At 69.0% G+C, this 18,230-nt stretch carries 11 protein-coding genes and 5 pseudogenes; 5 read left to right on the top strand and 11 right to left on the bottom strand.

Features of this window, described 5'->3' with window-relative positions; all coding sequences use genetic code 11:
- The first annotated feature begins 25 nt into the window (after nucleotides 1-25).
- The 4 genes and pseudogenes from RGU41_RS05360 (at nucleotide 26) to RGU41_RS05345 (ending at nucleotide 3,993) form a co-directional block, all read left to right on the top strand.
- The gene (locus RGU41_RS05360; RefSeq protein WP_322135737.1) at nucleotides 26-595 is read left to right on the top strand and encodes an ATP-binding cassette domain-containing protein; all 570 of its coding nucleotides are present in this window, start codon (nucleotides 26-28) and stop codon (nucleotides 593-595) included.
- Between the two features lie 84 nt (nucleotides 596-679).
- Nucleotides 680-3,261 (top strand): annotated as a pseudogene (valS, locus tag RGU41_RS05355) (valine--tRNA ligase).
- 10 nt (nucleotides 3,262-3,271) lie between these two features.
- Complete coding sequence (locus tag RGU41_RS05350; RefSeq protein WP_134447910.1) at nucleotides 3,272-3,718, top strand: GNAT family N-acetyltransferase; 447 nt, start codon at nucleotides 3,272-3,274, stop codon at nucleotides 3,716-3,718.
- Nucleotides 3,719-3,729: 11 nt separating this feature from the next.
- Complete coding sequence (locus tag RGU41_RS05345) at nucleotides 3,730-3,993, top strand: hypothetical protein (protein ID WP_241985047.1); 264 nt, start codon at nucleotides 3,730-3,732, stop codon at nucleotides 3,991-3,993.
- 20 nt (nucleotides 3,994-4,013) lie between these two features.
- Here RGU41_RS05345 and RGU41_RS05340 read toward each other — a convergent pair.
- From RGU41_RS05340 to RGU41_RS05320, 5 genes and pseudogenes are all read right to left on the bottom strand, one after another.
- A pseudogene (locus RGU41_RS05340) lies at nucleotides 4,014-5,185 on the bottom strand (MFS transporter).
- Between the two features lie 111 nt (nucleotides 5,186-5,296).
- Nucleotides 5,297-5,860 carry a dihydrofolate reductase family protein gene (locus tag RGU41_RS05335; RefSeq protein ID WP_134447906.1) on the bottom strand — a complete coding sequence of 188 codons (564 nt, stop codon included), beginning with the start codon at nucleotides 5,858-5,860 and terminating at the stop codon, nucleotides 5,297-5,299.
- A gap of 84 nt (nucleotides 5,861-5,944) precedes the next feature.
- A complete protein-coding gene (locus RGU41_RS05330) occupies nucleotides 5,945-7,231 on the bottom strand; it encodes a thiolase family protein (protein WP_322135736.1) in 1,287 nt (428 codons plus the stop codon).
- Nucleotides 7,212-8,282, bottom strand: a pseudogene (locus RGU41_RS05325) (class I adenylate-forming enzyme family protein); the annotation flags it as partial. The pseudogene RGU41_RS05325 and the gene RGU41_RS05330, both read right to left, overlap by 20 nt.
- 469 nt (nucleotides 8,283-8,751) lie before the next feature.
- Nucleotides 8,752-9,551, bottom strand: a pseudogene (locus RGU41_RS05320) (methyltransferase domain-containing protein).
- A 227-nt stretch (nucleotides 9,552-9,778) separates the two neighbouring features.
- Between RGU41_RS05320 and RGU41_RS05315 the strand changes: the two are divergent.
- Nucleotides 9,779-11,845: a M3 family metallopeptidase gene (locus tag RGU41_RS05315; RefSeq protein WP_322135735.1), complete on the top strand. Its 2,067-nt coding sequence runs from the start codon at nucleotides 9,779-9,781 to the stop codon at nucleotides 11,843-11,845.
- A gap of 30 nt (nucleotides 11,846-11,875) precedes the next feature.
- On the opposite strand, the gene RGU41_RS05310 is transcribed toward RGU41_RS05315, so the two are convergent.
- From RGU41_RS05310 to tig, 6 genes and pseudogenes are all read right to left on the bottom strand, one after another.
- A complete protein-coding gene (locus tag RGU41_RS05310) occupies nucleotides 11,876-12,898 on the bottom strand; it encodes a 1-aminocyclopropane-1-carboxylate deaminase (RefSeq protein WP_322135734.1) in 1,023 nt (340 codons plus the stop codon).
- A 74-nt stretch (nucleotides 12,899-12,972) separates the two neighbouring features.
- Entirely contained in the window at nucleotides 12,973-13,650 is a 678-nt protein-coding gene (locus RGU41_RS05305) for a GntR family transcriptional regulator (protein ID WP_322135733.1), read from the bottom strand.
- 114 nt (nucleotides 13,651-13,764) lie between these two features.
- The gene (gene clpX / locus RGU41_RS05300; RefSeq protein WP_322135732.1) at nucleotides 13,765-15,048 is read right to left on the bottom strand and encodes an ATP-dependent Clp protease ATP-binding subunit ClpX; all 1,284 of its coding nucleotides are present in this window, start codon (nucleotides 15,046-15,048) and stop codon (nucleotides 13,765-13,767) included.
- A 252-nt stretch (nucleotides 15,049-15,300) separates the two neighbouring features.
- Entirely contained in the window at nucleotides 15,301-15,972 is a 672-nt protein-coding gene (locus RGU41_RS05295) for an ATP-dependent Clp protease proteolytic subunit (protein ID WP_134447890.1), read from the bottom strand.
- Between the two features lie 16 nt (nucleotides 15,973-15,988).
- On the bottom strand, nucleotides 15,989-16,588 hold the full coding sequence (locus tag RGU41_RS05290; RefSeq protein WP_134447888.1) for an ATP-dependent Clp protease proteolytic subunit: 600 nt from the start codon (nucleotides 16,586-16,588) through the stop codon (nucleotides 15,989-15,991).
- Nucleotides 16,589-16,780: 192 nt separating this feature from the next.
- Nucleotides 16,781-18,227: pseudogene (gene tig, locus RGU41_RS05285) on the bottom strand (trigger factor).
- Nucleotides 18,228-18,230 lie beyond the last annotated feature (3 nt).

Genomic DNA, 18,230 nt, shown 5'->3' with positions numbered 1-18,230 from the left:
GTCCCCGGACGCCGGCGAGGTCAGGGTGCTCGGCGAGACCTGGACCGGGATCACCGAACGCGCCCGCCGACCGATGCGACCGGCGCTCGGCGCCGTCTACCAGGACGCCCTGGCCTCCTTCGACCCGCGGCTCACCGTCGGCGCCGTCCTCCGCAACGCCGCCGGTTCCGCGGACCGGTCGGTCGAGCTCCTCGACCGGGTCGGGCTCGGCGCGGCCGTGCTCGGCCGCCGCCCGCTCGAGCTCTCCGGCGGCCAACGACAGCGGGTCGGCATCGCGCGCGCCCTCGCGAAGCGGCCGCAGGTCCTGATCTGCGACGAACCGGTGTCCGCGCTCGACATGACCGTGCAGGCCCAGGTGCTCGACCTCCTCGACGAGCTGCAGCGCGACCTCGGCCTGAGTCTCGTGTTCATCTCGCACGACCTCGGCGTCGTGCAGCACGTCAGCGACCGGATCGTCGTCATCGAGAACGGATCGGTCGTCGAGACCGGCCCGACGGAGCAGGTCTTCGCCGCGCCGGCGCATCCGTACACCCGGCGCCTGCTCGACGCCGTGCCGCGCCTGCCCGCCCCTGCCCCCCCCCCGAATCGCCGGTGAACGGGGCATCGGGTAGGTTGGGTTAGGCCAATATTCAGGCACCTCACCGCAGACACGGTGCCGCAGACAGTGAATCGGAGAACCATGACGATCCCGAACGTTCCGGACAAGCCAGCCCTCGAGGGCCTCGAGAACAAATGGGGCGGCACCTGGGACACCGAGGGCACGTACCGCTTCGACCGCGACTCCGCGACCAGGGCGAACATCTTCTCCATCGACACTCCCCCGCCGACCGCGTCCGGCTCACTGCACATCGGCCACGTGTTTTCGTACACGCACACCGACGTCGTCGCCCGCTTCCAGCGGATGCGCGGCCGCGACGTGTTCTACCCGATGGGCTGGGACGACAACGGCCTGCCGACCGAACGCCGGGTGCAGAACTACTACGGCGTGCGCTGCGACCCGTCGCTGCCGTATGCCCCCGACTTCACCGCGCCCTTCGAGGGCGGCGACGGCAAGAGCACCAAGGCCGCCGACCAGGTCCCGATCAGCCGCCGCAACTTCATCGAACTCTGTGAACGCCTCACCCTCGAAGACGAGAAGCAGTTCGAAGCGCTCTGGCGCGACCTCGGCCTGAGCGTCGACTGGACCCAGACCTACCGCACGATCGGTTCGCACTCGATCGCATCCTCCCAGCTCGCCTTCCTCGGCAACGTCGCCCGCGGCGAGGCCTACCAGGCCATGGCGCCGACCCTCTGGGACGTCACCTTCCGCACGGCCGTCGCGCAGGCCGAGCTCGAGGACAAGGACATGCCCGCCGCGTACCACCGGGTCTCCTTCCGCAAGCCCGACGGTTCCACGATCGAGATCGAGACCACCCGGCCCGAGTTGCTGCCGGCCTGCGTGGCCCTCGTCGCGCATCCGGACGACGAGCGCTACAAGCACCTCTTCGGCACGACCGTGCGCACCCCGCTCTTCGACGTCGAAGTTCCTATCCTCGCCCACCACCTCGCCCAGAAGGACAAGGGCAGCGGCATCGCGATGATCTGCACCTTCGGCGACGTGACCGACGTGGTCTGGTGGCGGGAGCTCGACCTGCCGAACCGCGCGATCATGGGCTTCGACGGCCGCATCATCGCCGAGGCGCCCGAGGTCATCACGAGCGAAGCCGGAATCGCCGCGTATGCCGAGCTCGCCGGAAAGACCGTTTTCTCGGCCAAGCAGGCCGTCGTCGCCCTTCTCACGGCGAGCGGCGACATGATCGGCGAACCGAAGCCGATCGTGCACCCGGTCAAGTTCTTCGAGAAGGGCGACAAGCCCCTCGAGATCGTGTCGACCCGCCAGTGGTACATCCGTAACGGAGCGCGCGACGAGGCACTCCGGTCCCGCCTGCTCTCGCACGGCGCCGACCTGCAGTGGCACCCCGAATTCATGAAGGTCCGCTACGACAACTGGGTCAACGGCCTCACCGGCGACTGGCTCGTCTCCCGCCAGCGCTTCTTCGGAGTTCCGCTTCCGGTCTGGTACCCGCTGGATGCCGACGCGAACCCGGTCTTCGACCAGCCGATCGTCGCCACCCGCGACCAGCTCCCGGTCGACCCCTCTTCCGACACCGCGCCGGGGTACGCAAGCACCCAGCGCGGCCAGGCCGGCGGTTTCGTCGGCGAGGTCGACGTGATGGATACCTGGGCGACGTCCTCGCTCACCCCGCAGCTCGCCGGCGGCTGGGAGCGCGACCCACAGCTCTTCGACCTCGTCTACCCGTACTCGCTCCGCCCGCAGGGCCAGGACATCATCCGCACCTGGCTGTTCTCCACCCTGCTCCGCGCCGAACTCGAGGACGGCCGGTCCCCGTGGAAGCACGCGGCCCTGTCCGGGTTCATCGTCGACCCCGACCGCAAGAAGATGTCGAAGTCCAAGGGCAACGTCGTCACCCCCGCCGACATGCTCGTGCAGCACGGTTCGGATGCCGTGCGCTACTGGGCCGCCTCCTCGCGCCTCGGCACCGACGCGGCCTTCGACCCCAAGAACCCGACGCAGATCAAGATCGGCCGTCGCCTCGCGATCAAGATCCTGAACGCGTCGAAGTTCATCCTCGGCTTCGACGGGGCAGCGGACGCCGCGATCACCGAGCCCCTCGACCGCAGCATGATCGCCCGCCTCACGAGTGTCGTCGCCCAGGCGACGACCGCGTTCGACAGCTACGACCACGCCCGCGCCCTCGAGGTCACCGAGAGCTTCTTCTGGACGTTCTGCGACGACTACCTCGAGCTCGTCAAGGAACGCGCGTACGGCGAAGCCGGCGCCGGGCAGGCCTCGGCCGTCGCGGCGCTCCGCACCGCACTGTCGACCCTGCTCCGTCTGTTCGCCCCGTTCGTGCCGTTCGCGACCGAAGAGGCGTGGTCCTGGTCCAACGAGGGATCCGTGCACCGGGCCGCCTGGCCCATCGCGGCAGACCTCGCCGCAGGTTCAGGGGGAACCCCGCACTGCTCGAGCTGTCCAGTCGCGCGCTCACCGGCATCCGGCGCGGAAAGACGGATGCGAAAGCGTCCCAGAAAACCGACGTCGCATCTGCTGTAATTAGCGGTACGGCTGCAGAGGTTGCCCTGCTCGCGCAGGCTGCCGCAGATCTGCAGGCTGTCGGCCGGATCTCGGAATTGGTTTTTGTCGAAGGCGGCGAGTTGGCAGTCACGGAAATCGTGCTCGCCACGGTGTCGGAGAGTTAGGGAGAACCAGATGGCTATTCACGTACGAGCATTGGGCGACAAGGACTTTTTCGCCTGGCTGGGCCTCTTCGAGGGCTACAGCGAGTTCTACAAGAGCGAACTGACCGATGAGAAGGCCCTCCGCGTCTGGAGCTGGATCATCGATCGGAACCACGTGCTGAACGGCGCGGTCGCAGTCAGTGACGACGGCGACTTCGTGGGCTTCGCGCACTACCGGGAGGTGCCGAACACGCTCAGCGCCACCCGCGGTCTCTTCATCGACGACCTGTTCGTCGTGCCGGAGCACCGTACGGGCGGCGTCGGCCGTTCGCTGATCGAGTTCGCCAAGGACTACGCGGCCGAGCACAAGCTCACGACCGTGCAGTGGATCACCGCCGCGGACAACGAGACCGCCCAGCGTCTCTACGACGACGTCGGCACCCGCACCGACTGGGTCACCTACGAGATCGAGCTCTGAGCCCGTTGCAGGTGGGAACCCGCTGGTCGTTCGGCGGCACGGCGCCGTCCGGTCTGCCCGAGGTCGTCCTCCTCGCGGTCAGCACGGTCGAGCAGGACCTCACTGTCGCCCCGAAGGACGGTACGGATTCGTGGCGTTGGACGCTGACCTGGCTCGAGGCCAAGCCGGTGATCGAGCTCGATGACGGCACCGTCATCCGCTACAACGCGGTCGACGACAGCGCAACGATCACGCAGCCCTCGATCGAGGTCGAGGACGACGAGGACTGGATCTAGACCCGGAGGTCCCGCGGGTATCAGTCGCGCGGGATCACCGGTTCCGTCGCGCCCGGCCGGTCCGGTCCCGCCGAGAGGGCGAGACGGATCATCGCGGCGGCGCCCAGGATGGGACCGGGCACCAGGACCAGCAGGGCGTACTGCCAGCCCACGAGTCCGGCGAGCACCGGGACGACCTGGATCGTGACGACTGTGATCAGGAAGCCGATGGCCGTCTGGACGGTCAATGCCGTGCCCACGTGGCGCAGATCGGCGGACTCGCTGAGCGAAGTGGAGAAGACGCCGGAATCGGCGATGACGGATGCGCCCCACACCGCCAGGACGATGACGAGGGTCACCGGCGCCGCAGTGAAGAACAGCGGAGAGGCGAGGGCACAGCTGCCGCTGACGATCAGGGCTCCGGCACCCGCAGTACCGCGACCGTATCGGTCGGCCGCCCACCCGCCCAGCAGGGCGCCGGACGCACCGGCCACCCCGATCACGAGAAAGATGACGAGTGTGTCCCAGGCCGCAACGGACTCTCCCGCCGCCGACCGGCCGGCGCGAACGAAGGCGGGCAGCCAGGTCCAGAGCGCGAACAACTCCCACATGTGGCCGAAGTAGCCGAAATTGGCCAGGCGAGAACGTCTGTCCCTGAACATGTCCACGGCGTACCGCGGGTTGATCGGGGCGCTCCCGGACGAACCGTGCGGGCCCGACCGGATCAGGAGCGCCGCAACGACCGCGGCGACGGCGGCGAGAACCGCGGAGACGTTCATCACGTCCCGCCACGCCAGATCGGGCAGTCCGCGGACGAGGTGCGGCAGTGCTGAGCCGAGGGTCAGGGCCGCGATCATCAGGCCGAAGGCCCGCCCCTGGCCAGGGACGGCGCCCAGGACGCCGTGAGTTTCATCCCGACCGGGTACACGCCCGCCAGCAGTGCACCGGTCAGGAAGCGCGGGAGGAGCGCCGTCGCGAGGTCCGTCGCCGTCGCGGTGAACGCGAGAATGCACCCGGCGGTGCCCAGCGCGCACCCAGCCATCAACAGCTGGGGCGGTATCCGGTCCGCCGCGTTCAGGACCGCGGACAGGACGGCGCCGACCACGAAACCGAGCTGCACGGATGCCGTCAGCCAGACCGCGTCGACCGTCGAGATATTCCACTCCAGCCTGAGCGCAGGAACGACCGCGGACGCGGAGAACCAGGCGGACATGGCCAGGACCTGGACAAGCGCGATCAGCAGCCGCTGGCGCTTCTGCCGGGTCACGACCGGTCGCCCGCCCCCGGATCCCGGCGGCAGGGGCCGGGCCGCCGGGCCCGCGGATCAGGCCTGCGGCACGACATACCGCAGGTACACCATTCCGTTTCGGAACCGTCGTTCACCCCGGAGCTCGAGCGGCATCCTCAGGTGCTCCGGCAGGAACCGGGTGCCGCCGCCGACGATGATCGGCGTCACGAAACGGTGGATCTCATCGACAACGCCCGCCTTGAGCGCGTGCGCGGCGAGCCCAGGACCGCCGATGGACACGCTCAGCCTGCTGTCCGCGACGAGGCTGCGTACCTCGGCGGCGTCGAAGGAGCGCTCGATGCGCGTCCGCGTCGTCGTGACCGCCGCAAGGTTGTGCGAGTAGACGACCTTTTCGGCGGCCTGCCAGATATCGGTGTACTCCCGCACCACGTCGGGCGGATCGACGAGTTCTCTCGCGGTCTCCCAGAACGCCATCGTCTCGTACATCCTGCGTCCGTACAGGTAGGTGCCGATCTTGCGTTCGAGGGCGTTGATGAAGGCGTGCACCTCCTCGTCGGGTGTCGCCCAGTCGAAATCACCGGCTGCATCCGCTGTGTACCCGTCGAGCGACGTGATGCCCGAGTAGATCAGCCTGGCCATGTGTCCTCCCGTCGCCCCTGCGTCTGCAGCTTCATACTGGCCTGCCCTGTCGCCCAGCGGAAGAGCCCTGAGACGAACGAACCCCTAGCCGGGCGCGCCCTCCCAACGGAAGAGCGCCGCGAGCCCGAGACCGCCCGCGATGCTGACCATGGCGAGGGCGTGCGCCCCCTTCGGGGCATCCGCCCCCTTCGGGGAATCCGCCCCCTCGACACCGTCGGCGCGGGACTGTGCCAGAAGCCGCAGCACGATCAGGGCACCGGATGCGCCGAACGGGTGCCCGAGGGCGAGCGCGCCGCCCTGCCGGTTGGCTCTGTCCTCCGGCACGTCGATCAGGTCGAGGGAGGCGAGCACCTGGGCCGCGAAGGCTTCGACGATCTCGACACGAGCGAGGGCCTCGGCAGGGATGCCCGTGCGCGCGAGCAGGGACCTGCCTGCCTCGCCGCCGCCGGCACCGAGCAGGTTGGGGTCGGTTCCGGCCGGGACGGCGTCGACGAAGGTGAGGAAGCCGGGGCTGCCCGTTCCGGCCTGGAATGAGCCGCTCGCCAGGAGGTCCCTCGCGCGGGCCCTGCTCGTGACGAGCACGACCACGGCGCCGTCGGCGTCTGCGCAGGAATTGCCGGCCGTGACCGTTCCGCCCGGGCGGAAGGCCGCTGGGAAGCGGCGGAGCAGGGCAGCGTCGAGCTTCGGGCGGGGGCCTTCGTCGGCCGTGACGCGTGCGCCCATCCCGTCGATGCCGGCGATCCCGACGATCTCTGCCTCGAACGCTCCCGCACCCGCGGCGGCGACGGCGAGACGGTGGCTGCGGGCGGCGAAGGCGTCCTGGCGTTCCCTGCCGATTCCGAAGTGCGCGGCCACGTTCTCGGCGGCGACGCCCATGTCGGGGTCGCCGACCGAATCCGGCGCGAACCGGACGCGATCGAAGAAGTCCGGCTCCCCCGGCGCCGAACTCACGCGGTGCGCGCGGAGGGGCGCGGTGCTGCAGCTCTCGACACCGCCGGCCAGGTAGAGGCTGCCGGCGCCCGCGGCGACGAGGCGGCAGGCGAGCACGATCGCCTCCAGCCCGGACCCGCACTGCCGGTCGACGGTCAGGCCTGGCACGCTCACCGGGAATCCGGCCTCGAGCAGCGCGAGGCGGGCGAGGTTCCCGCCGCCGCCCGTGGCGTTCCCGATGATCACGTCGTCGATGTGCGCGGGATCGAGGCCGAGGTCGGCGACGACCGCGGAGAGCACGGGGGCGAGCAGCCGGTCGGCGGTGATCAGGGACAGGGCTCCGCCGCTTCGCCCGAAGGCCGTGCGACGACCCCAGAGGATGACGGGCTCGCGGTCGGCGGCAGGAGCCGAGGCGGTGTGCTCAGTCGAGGCGCTCGACACGGGGGTCTCCTTCGGTGATCCAGTCGGCAAGCAGGCGCCGGCTGACCTTGCCCGCCCGGGTGACGGGCAGGTCCGTGATCCGGTAATAGGCGCGCGGGCGTTTCGGCGGGGCGAGGCCGGTCGCGGCCGTCCGCAGGTCGGCGAGGGTGAACGCCCCAGCGCCGGGGTCGGGTGCTTCGAGGAGCGCGGCGACGAGCAGCGTACCGCGCCGGGCATCCGCGAGGCCGGTCACGACGACCTGTGCTCCGGCCCCGCCTGCAGCGGAGCCGCCGAGGCCGGTGAGGAGGGTCGCCTCGACCTCCTGCGGGTAGACGTTGTGACCGGAGGTGACGATCATGTCGGCCCGGCGGCCCTCGAAGTGCAGTTCGCCGGCGTCGTCGAGATGGCCCTGGTCGCCGACCGTGCACCACTCGCCGGTCTGGTCAGCAGCGACGCGGGCAAACGCCGTGCCGTCGTCGCCCCAGGCGTAGCCTGCGCTGACCAGGCGGCTGCGCACGACGATGGTCCCGGTGGCTCCGGGGGCGGATGCCCGGCCCGCGTCATCGAGGACGCGCACGTCGACGCCGGGGAACGGCCGGCCGACGGCCGTCGGCGACTCGGTCCGGTCCTCACCGGGGCGGAGTCGCCTGGCGGTGACGAAGCTCAGTTCCGCGGCGCCGTAATAGTCGAAGACCGTGGCTCGGGGCGCCCAGTTCCGGACACTCGCGAGAGTGGCGGCGTCGAGCCGGGCGCCCGCGCTGACGATCGCGGTGAGCGCGCCTCCGTCCACGCCGGCGATCAAACCCCGCTCGGCGAGCATTCGGAGCGCGGTCGGGACGGCGACGATGCGGGTCACGCCGGCGTGTGCCACGGAGTCGAGGGCATCGCCGACGTCGAAGTGCGGCAGGGTGTGGAACGCAGCCCCCGCGTAGAGGGTCTCGGCGAGGGCGTAGAGCGTCAGGCTCGCCGACAGCGGTCCGGGGGCGAGGACCCGGTCGTCGGCGCGGAGGTCGAACAAGGCGGAACTCGCTGCGAAGGCCCGCTGCCAGGAGTCCCTGCCGCGGGTGAAAGCCTTGGGCAGCGCGGTGGTGCCCGAGGTGAAGCCGTAGAGGAAGACCGAATCCGCTGGCCCGTCGCGGAGGCCGGCTGGCGCCGGTGGCGTCGTCGGCGCCCGCGATGAAGACGCCGGTAGCGGCGTCGAGCCGGCCTCGCGCAGCATCCGCTCGATCGCCGTGCGCTGCAGGGCCGGCCAGTCCGGGTCGAGCACAGCGACGGTGCCCACGCCCGCGACCGCGGCGACGAAGTCCACGACGAAGTCGAGACCGTTCGGCAGGCAGAGCACGGTCGGGCCGCCGGACGACTCCCCGCCAGTTCGCGGGCGCGGCGGCTCGACCGGCCCTGGAGTTCGGCGTAGCTGAGCCGGTCCGCACCGATCGTGACGGCGTTCGCGTCCGGCTGCAGAGCGGCCCAGTGCTGGAGGCGGTCGAGGAAGGGCACGGTCGAGTCTACTTTTCCTGAGGTCCCCTGCTCGGTGACAAAAGCTACTTGACCGCGATGATCTCGCCGTGCGGCATGCCGAACCAGCCATCGGGGTCGCCTGCCCACTGCCGCCAGGCTGCGGCCATGGCGCGCAGGTCGGTGAGGTCGGCGGTCCCGGATTCGATCGCGTGCGCGGCGAAATCGGACTCGGTCGCGCGCAGGGCCCAGGATTCCCCCACCAGTCGCGCTCGGCATCCGTGGCGAAGCACCAGATGGACGCACTGCTCGTCACCGCGTCGAAGCCGGCGAGCCTGGCCCAGGCCTTGAGTGCGCGGCCGGCGTCTGGATCACCTCCGTTCCAGTAGTGCACCGCACGGTAGGCGGTCATCCAGGACTGGAGGCCGGGGAGCTTGGGGTACCAGGCCACGCCGCCGTAGTCGACATCGCGGGCGGCGAGGATGCCGCCCGGTTTCAGCACGCGGCGGAGTTCCCTCAGGGCGGCGACCGGGTTGGCCAGGTGCTGAAGCACCTGGTGCGCGTGCACGAGGTCGAAGCTGTCGTCCGCGAAGTCGAGGGCATAGACATCGCCGACCCGGAAGGTGACGTTGGGCACACCCTCGTCGACGGCGAGCCCGGCCGCCTGGGCGACGATCGCAGCGGAGGCGTCGACGCCGGTGACCGTGCCCGGAGAAACCCGGCGCGCGAGGTCGACCGTGATCGTGCCAGGCCCGCAGCCGACATCGAGGACCCTCAGCCCCGGCGTAAGGTGCGGGATCAGGTACGCGGCCGAGTTCAGGACGGTACGCCAGGTGTGCGAGCGGAGCACGCTCTCGTGGTGCCCGTGCGTATAGGTGTCGCGGATCGCCTCGCCGTGCGGGGCGATCTCGACGCGGTCGGCGTCCCTGTTTTCCGGCTGGGAGTGTGCGGGCTCGCGTGTTTGCTCGGCGGTCATGCTGACAGCCTAGGACCTGTACCGAATTCAGGAGTCGGGATCCCGGAGGACACCGCTCGCCGGCATCCGCCGCACTGATCCGGGCTCCGGCACCCCACTGCCGGTCGTACTCCTGAATTCGGAACTAGGTTTAAGGCATGGACCAGCACAACCCCTTCGCCCCGCCGAGCACGCTCCCGTTCCAACTCCCGCCGTATGCCGCCATTCGCGACGAGCACTACCGGCCCGCGTTCCTCGAAGGCATGGCCGAGCAGCTCGCCGAGGTCGAAACGATCTGTTCCGACCCCGCGGAGCCGTCCGTCGCGAACACCCTGCTGGCGCTTGAACGGAGCGGCCAGTTGCTCGACCGGGTCGCCGCGGTGTTCTTCAACCGGAGCTCCTCAGACTCCAGCCCGTTCACGATCGCCCTGGAGGAGGAGCTCGCTCCCCTGCTCGCGGCCCACTCCGACGCGATCCGGCTGCGCCCCGAGCTCTTCGCGCGCATCGCGGCCCTGCACGCGCGCGCAGACGAGCTCGGGCTCGACCCGGAGACCCGGTACCTCCTCGAGCGGTATTTCACCCAGTTCACCCTCGCCGGCGCCGGGCTGTCCGACGCAGACAAGGCACTGCTCCGCGACTTCAACACGCGGCTCTCCGTCGCCACAACCCGGTTCGAGAAGAACCTTCTCGCCGACACCAACGACCTCGCCCTCGTCGTCGACGACGCTTCGGAGCTCGACGGTCTCTCTGCCGGCCAGCTCTCCGCCGCGGCCCAGGCCGCAACCGACCGTGGCATGCCCGGCCGTTTCGTGATCACCCTCGTGCTCTTCACCGGCCACCCCTACCTCGCGCTGCTCACCAACCGGGGCGTGCGCGAACGGTTGCTCGCCGCCTCGCGTGCCAGGGGCATCCGTGGCGGAGAGCACGACAACCGCGCCCTCGTGCTGTCGATCACCCGCCTCCGCGCCGAACGCGCCCGCCTGCTCGGCTTCGCGACCCACGCGGCCGCGGTCACGGCCGACGAGACCGCCAGGACGCCCGCCGCCGTCGGGGACCTGCTGCACCGGCTCGCGGTTCCGGCCGCCCGCAACGCGCGCGCCGAGCAGGCCGAACTGCAGGCCCTCGTCGACGCCGACGTCGCTGCGGGGATCCTCGCCGAGGGCTTCGACATCGCCGCCTGGGACTGGGCGTTCTACTCCGAGCGGATGCGCCGGGCCAGGTACGACGTCGACACGGCCGCCCTGCGCCCCTGGTTCGAGTTCGAGAGCGTGCTGCGCGACGGCGTCTTCTACGCCGCCCAGCGCCTCTACGGGGTGACCTTCACCGAACGTGCCTCGCTCGCCGCGTGGCACCCCGATGCGCGGGTGTTCGAAGTGTGCGAGGAGGACGGCTCCCCCGTCGGCCTGTACATCCTCGACGTGTACACCCGGGATTCCAAGCGCGGCGGGGCGTGGATGAACGCCCTCGTCTCGCAGTCGGATCTGCTCGGCACGCCCGTGATCGTCTGCAACAACCTCAATGTGCCGCAGCCGGCCGCCGGGGAGGCCACGCTGCTGAGCCTCGACGAGGTCACCACGCTCTTCCACGAGTTCGGGCACGCCCTCCACGGGCTTTTCGCACGGGTCACCTACCCGAAATTCGCCGGGACGAACGTGTACCGGGACTTCGTCGAGTTCCCGAGCCAGGTCAACGAGATGTGGCGCTTCGACCCGGAGGTGCTCGCGAACTATGCGCTCCACCGGGAGACCGGCGAGCCGCTGCCCCCGGAGGTCGTCGCGGGCATCCACGCGTCTGCGACCTTCAACGAGGGCTTCGCGACGAGCGAATACCTCGCCGCCGCACTGCTCGACCAGGCCTGGCACGGCATCGAAGCGGATGCCGGCACCGAGATCACCGATGTCGCCGCCTTCGAGGCCGCCTGTCTCACCGCCGCCGGCCTCGACAACCCCGCCGTGCCGACCCGGTACGCGAGCACCTATTTCGCGCACACCTTCTCCGGCGGGTACGACGCGGGCTACTACTCGTACATCTGGAGCGAGGTGCAGGACGCGGACACCGGCGCCTGGTTCGCCGAGCACGGCGGCCTGACCAGGGAGAACGGTGAGCGGTTCCGGGAACGCCTGCTCGCTCGCGGGGGCGGCATCGACCCGCTCGAGGCGTACCGGGACTTCAGGGGGCGCGATGCGATCATCCAGCCGCTGCTCGACCGGCGCGGCCTGAACTAGCCGCGCCGACCTCCCTGTCCCGGCAGAGACTCAGTGATACAGCGCGCTGTATGAGTTGATCGCCGGCTGGCCGCCGAGGTGGGCGTAGAGGACGTTGCCGTCCCTGGCAATGTCGCCCGTCGTGACGAGGTCGATCAGTCCGGCCATCGACTTTCCCTCGTAGACGGGGTCGATGATGACGCCCTCGAGGCTCGCCGTGAGCCGGATGGCGGCATTCGTCGACTCCACCGGTATCCCGTAGAAGTTCCCCGCCCAGCCTTCGAGCACGGTGATCTCGTCGTCGGTGATGGGACGCCCCACGCCGATCAGTTCCGCCGTGTTGCGCGCGATGCGGGCGACCTGGTCGCGAGTGGCCTCGATCGTGGCGGATGCGTCGATCCCGAGCACGCGCCGCTTGCGACCCCCGAAGTTCGCCTCGAGGTCGGCGAATCCGGCGATCATGCCCGCGTGGGTCGACCCGGTGACGCTGCAGACCACGATCGTGTCGAAGAACACACCGAGCTCTTTCTCCTGGGCGGCCACTTCGTGGGCCCAGTTCGCGAAGCCGAGTCCGCCCAATCGGTGGTCGGAGGCACCAGCCGGGATCGGATACGGGATTCCACCCGCGGCCACGACGTCGGCGATGGCCTGCGTCCACGAGTCCTTGAAGCCGATTCCGAAGCCCTCGGATGAGATGCGCACGTCGGCGCCGGTGAGCCGGGAGAGCAGGATGTTGCCCACCCGGTCGTTGACGCTGTCCGGCCAGTCCACCCACTGCTCCTGCACCAGAACAGCCTTCAGGCCGAGGTGGGCGGCGACCGCGGCGACCTGCCTGGTGTGGTTGGACTGGATGCCGCCGATGGAGACGAGGGTGTCCGCACCCTGGGCAAGGGCCTCCGGAATCAGGTACTCCAGCTTCCGGGTCTTGTTACCGCCGAAAGCGAGGCCGCTGTTCACGTCCTCACGCTTGGCCCAGACACGGGCGCCACCGAGGTGGGTGCTGAGCCGGTCGAGCGGGTGAATGGGGCTCGGGCCGAAGGTGAGCGGGTGACGGGGAAAATCGCGCAGTGCCATGGGGTCCTTTGGATCGGGGTGGGGGTTCAGGGGTTCAGGGGTTCAGGGGTTCAGGGGTTCAGGGGTTCAGGGGTTCAGGGGTTCAGGGTCACGTTGGCAGTCGCGGCCAGCATCCGCCCGAGGGTGAGCCAGTTCTCGCGTACGGCCGTGCCGGCTTGGTCGGCTTGCCCGGCAGCGCAGAATCCGATGATGCGCTCGTGGTCGGCAACGGATGCCCGCCCCGCGAGGGAGGAGAACCGGGCGCGTTCCAGGCGCCTCAGGGTGGGCGTGACCTGCTCGAGCAGTGCCGGCAGCAGCTGGTTCGCGCTCGCGCGCACCGCGACGTCGTGGAAATCGTCATCCGCGGCGATGGCGGCATCGACGTCGTTCGTCGCCAGGGCGAGCCGGAACCGGTCGTTGGCCGCCTTCATCGCGGCGATGTCCCCGGCGGTGAGCTGGGCGACCGCCTCGCGCGCGGCGAGTTCGTGGAGCGCTGCGGCGATCGCCTGCGCGTTCAGTGCCGTCCGTTCGTCCAGCGGCGCGACGACGGTCTGCCTGGCACGCTCGGTTCGAACGAGACCTGCGGTTTCGAGCCGGGCGATGGCCTCGCGGATCGGCGTGCGACTGACCCCGAGCCAGGACTCGAGCTCGGCGTCACGAAGCTTCTCGCCGGGGGCGAGCCTTCCGTCGACGATTGCGGTGCGGAGTGCCTCGTAGGCATAGTCGCGCAGGGAGACTGGTCGATGCAGCGCATCGGGAACGGGAACCGGCATGCAATATATTAGATATTGCCAGTGGCGCCCTGTCAAGTGGCCGCCGACCCGCCTGCACCAAAAACCGCCCCCGACTGTGGTCGGAGGCGGTTCAGGTCGTGATGGGTTTCGGGGCTAGGCGGACTTCTCGACGCGGCGGGCGGCCTTGTGCAGCACGATGGTCGGGGCGGCGTTGTCGAGCACGGCAGCCCTGGTCACGATGACCCTGGCGACCTCGCTGGAGGACGGCACCTCGAACATGATCGGCCCGAGGACCTCTTCCATGATCGCGCGGAGGCCCCGGGCGCCGGTCTTGCGCAGCACGGCGAGGTCGGCGATGGCCTCGAGCGCGGGCTGCTCGAAGTCGAGTTCGACGCCGTCGAGCTCGAACATCCGCTGGTACTGGCGCACGAGGGCGTTCTTCGGAACCGTGAGGATCTGCATGAGGGCGACCTGGTCGAGCTGGGTGACCGTCGTGACGACGGGCAGCCGGCCGATGAATTCGGGGATGAGTCCGAACTTGTGCAGGTCTTCGGGGAGGACCTCGCTGAAGAGGTTCACATCGTCACCCTTGCTGTGCAGCGGGGCGCCGAAGCCGATGCCCTTCTTGCCAGCACGGGTGGAGATGATGTCGTCGAGTCCCGCGAACGCGCCGGCCACGATGAACAGCACATTGGTCGTGTCGATCTGGATGAATTCCTGGTGCGGATGCTTGCGCCCGCCCTGCGGGGGCACAGACGCGACGGTTCCTTCCAGGATCTTCAGCAGAGCCTGCTGCACGCCCTCACCGGACACGTCCCTGGTGATCGAGGGGTTCTCGGCCTTGCGGGCGATCTTGTCGATCTCGTCGATGTAGATGATGCCCGTCTCGGCACGCTTGACGTCGTAGTCGGCGGCCTGGATGAGCTTGAGCAGGATGTTCTCGACGTCTTCGCCGACGTATCCGGCCTCGGTGAGTGCGGTCGCGTCCGCGACGGCGAACGGCACGTTGAGGCGCTTGGCGAGCGTCTGGGCGAGATAGGTCTTGCCGCAGCCGGTCGGGCCGATCAGGAGGATGTTGGACTTGGCGATTTCCACGTCGTCGTGGATCGCGTCGGCGGCGGTGAGCGTGGCACGGGAGCGCACGCGCTTGTAGTGGTTGTAGACGGCGACGGCCAGTGCGCGCTTGGCGGCTTCCTGGCCGATGACGTATTCCTCAAGGAACCCGAAGATCTCCTTGGGCTTGGGCAGTTCGAACTCGCCCGTGGTCTCTTCGGCGCCGGCCTCGGCCAGGCGTTCTCGGATGATGTCGTTGCACAGGTCGACGCATTCGTCGCAGATGTAGACACCGGGACCGGCGATCAGCTGCTGGACCTGCTTCTGACTCTTCCCACAGAAGGAACACTTCAGCAGGTCGGCGCTTTCGCCTATTCGGGCCATCCGTCAGCCTCCTCCATCGGTCGTGCTGGTAACGCTTGTTTCGCTGAACCGAGCCTAGCCTCTGGGGGTGACACTGGGGTGCAAGCGACGCGGATCGGTGGAAACCCGTAATAATCCCCCGCGGGTGGGATATCGCGCGGCGCCCGACCGGCGAAAACCGGAACGCGGCGGCCTGCCGGTGCTTGCGCATCCGACCGGCCGCCGCGCGGGCGACAGGAGAACGGGGACCTGCCCCGTCGCGAAAGGGAACTGCTACTTGACGAGGACCGGAACGTTCTTGCGGCTCGTCAGGATCTGGTCGATCAGGCCGTATTCGAGGGCCTCGGGGGCGCCGAGGATCTTGTCGCGGTCGATGTCCTTGTGGACCTGCGCCGAGGTCCGGTTGGAGTGGTGCGCGATCGTCTCTTCGAGCCAGTCGCGCATCCGCTGGATCTCCGCCGCCTGGATCTCGATGTCGGAAGCCTGGCCGCCGCCCTGACCACCGGCCGAGGGCTGGTGGATGAGGATGCGCGCGTTCGGCAGCGCGAGGCGCTTGCCGGGCGTTCCGCCGGCCAGCAGCACGGCGGCAGCGGAGGCCGCCTGGCCGAGGCAGACCGTCTGGATGTGCGGACGGATGTACTGCATCGTGTCGTAGATCGCCGTCATCGCGGTGAAGGAGCCACCCGGTGAGTTGATGTACATCACGATGTCGCGGTCCGGGTCCTGGCTCTCGAGCACGAGGAGCTGGGCCATGACGTCGTCAGCGGACGCGTCGTCGACCTGGACGCCGAGGAAGATGATGCGGTCCTCGAAGAGCTTCGCGTAGGGGTCCTGGCGCTTGTAGCCGTAGGCCGTGCGTTCTTCGAAGGTGGGGAGGATGTACCGAGACTCGGGAGCCTGCGGTGCGCGGCCACCGGCCTGGTGACCAAAATTCGTGAATTCCATGTCGTGTACGCCCGTCCTAGATCTTGTTCACTGAGTCGTCGGTGCCGCCGCCGCCGATTACTTCCGACGCGGAGCCGCGCAGGTGGTCGACGAAGCCGTAGGTCACTGCTTCCTGGGCGGTGAACCAGTTGTCGCGGTCGTTGTCGATCAGGATCTGCTCGACCGACTTGCCGGTCTGCTCCGCCGTGAGTTCCGCCATCCGCTTCTTCATGTCGAGGATGACCTTCGCCTGCGTCTGGATGTCTGCCGCCGTGCCGCCGAAGCCGCCGGACGGCTGGTGCAGCAGGACCCGGGCGTTCGGCGTGATGTACCGCTTGCCCTTGGTGCCGGAGGACAGCAGGAACTGGCCCATGGAGGCCGCCAGCCCGATGCCGACGGTGACGATGTCGTTCGGTACGAACTTCATCGTGTCGTAGATGGCCATGCCGGCCGTGATCGAGCCGCCGGGCGAGTTGATGTACAGGAAGATGTCCCGCTCAGAATCCTCCGCGGCGAGCAGCAGGATCTTGGCACAGATCTCGTTGGCGTTCTCGTCCCGGACCTCCGAACCGAGCCAGATGATGCGGTCTTTCAGCAGTCGGTCAAAAACGCCGGGTGTTGGGGTCATATCGGCCATGTCGCGCTCCGTTTCACTTGTCGCTTGAGATTGAATCTATAGGAGCCTGAGAGCCAGAACGGCCGTGTTCGCCCTCGGCAGATTGCGCGGCTCCCCGCGCCCGGGAACACGGAAGGGCCGGACGTCCTGAGACGCCCGGCCCTCGTTCGCTGGACTACAGCGGGTGCTGGCAGCGGATGCTGCCCACGGGTGTTACTTCTTGGCTGCGGCCTTCTTCTTCGGCTTCGCGGGGGCCTCGGCGGCCTCGTCGTCAGCGTCTTCCGACGCGGCGGCTGCTGCGGCGTCCGCGGCGGGGTCGACCGTGACGGCGTCGATGTCGACGTCGACGGAGGTGGTCCCGTCTGCGGCGGCCTCGGGCTCGTCGCCCGCGATCGCGGTGAACTCGGCGAGATCGACGACGGCGCCGTTGCCATCAACGACCTCCGCCTTGCCGAGGGCGATCGCGAGGGCCTTGTTGCGGGCGACCTCTGCGACCATCGACGGGATCTGGCCGTTGCCGCTGAGCGCCTGGACGAACTCGCTCGGGTCCATGCCGTACTGGGCTGCACCCTGGATCAGGTACTGGGTGAGCTCGTCCTGGCTGACCTGGACCTTCTCGGCCTCGGCGATCGTGTCGAGCAGGATCTGCTGGCGGAAGGTTTCTCGCTCGACTCGGTGACCTCGGCGCGGTGCACGTCGTCTTCGAGGCGGTTCTCGCCCTCGAGGTGACGGCGCACCTCGTCCTCGATGATCGCGGTCGGGATCGGGACCTCGACGGAGGCGAGGAGCTGCTCGATGAGCAGTTCGCGAGCCTGGGTGCCCTGGCCGAAGATCTTGGAGCGCAGCGCCTGCGCCTTGAGGTCTTCGGTGAGCTCTGCGACGGTGTCGAATTCGCTGGCGATCTGCGCGAAGTCGTCGTCGACGGGGGAAGCTCGCGCTCCTTGACGGCGAGGACCGTCACGGTGATCTCCGCGGTTTCGCCTTCGTGGTCGCCGCCCATGAGGGTGGAGTTGAAGGTCGTGGTCTCGGTCGCGCTGAGCGAGTCGAGTGCCTCGTCGATGCCGTCGATCAAGTCGCCGGTGCCGACCTCGTAGGAGATGCCGGTCGCGTTGTCGACCTCGACGTCGCCGATGGAGGCGACGAGGTCGATCTGCACGAAGTCGCCGGTCTTAGCGGGGCGGTCGACCGTGATGAGCGTGCCGAAGCGGCTGCGCAGCTTGTCGAGCTCCTCGGTGACGTCCTCATCGGTGACCTCGGCCGTGTCGACGACGAGCTTGAGGCCGGAGTATGCGGGAAGGTCGATCTCGGGGCGGACGTCAACCTCGATGGAGAGCTTGAGGTCGCCGGAGAAGTCCTTGTCGGACGGCCACTCGACGATGTCGGCCTCGGGGCGGCCGAGCGGGCGGAGCTTGTGCTCGTCGACGGCGGCACGGTAGAAACCGTCGAGGCCTTCGTTGACGGCGTGCTCGAGGACGGCCGACTTACCGACGCGCTGGTCGATGATGGGCGGCGGAACCTTGCCCTTGCGGAAGCCGGGGATGTTGATGTCTTCGGCAATGTGACCATATGCGTGGGTGATGCTGGGCTTCAGCTCCTCCGGGGTCACCGAAATGGTGACCTTGGCGCGCGTGGGGCTCAGCTTTTCGACCGTGGACTTCACGTG

It is taken from the genome of Cryobacterium sp. 10C3 (assembly GCF_034314285.1).
GTDB classification, from domain to species: Bacteria; Actinomycetota; Actinomycetes; order Actinomycetales; family Microbacteriaceae; genus Cryobacterium; species Cryobacterium glucosi.
Note: the sequence above shows the minus strand (reverse complement) of the source record. Positions and strands in the feature narration are given on the sequence as shown.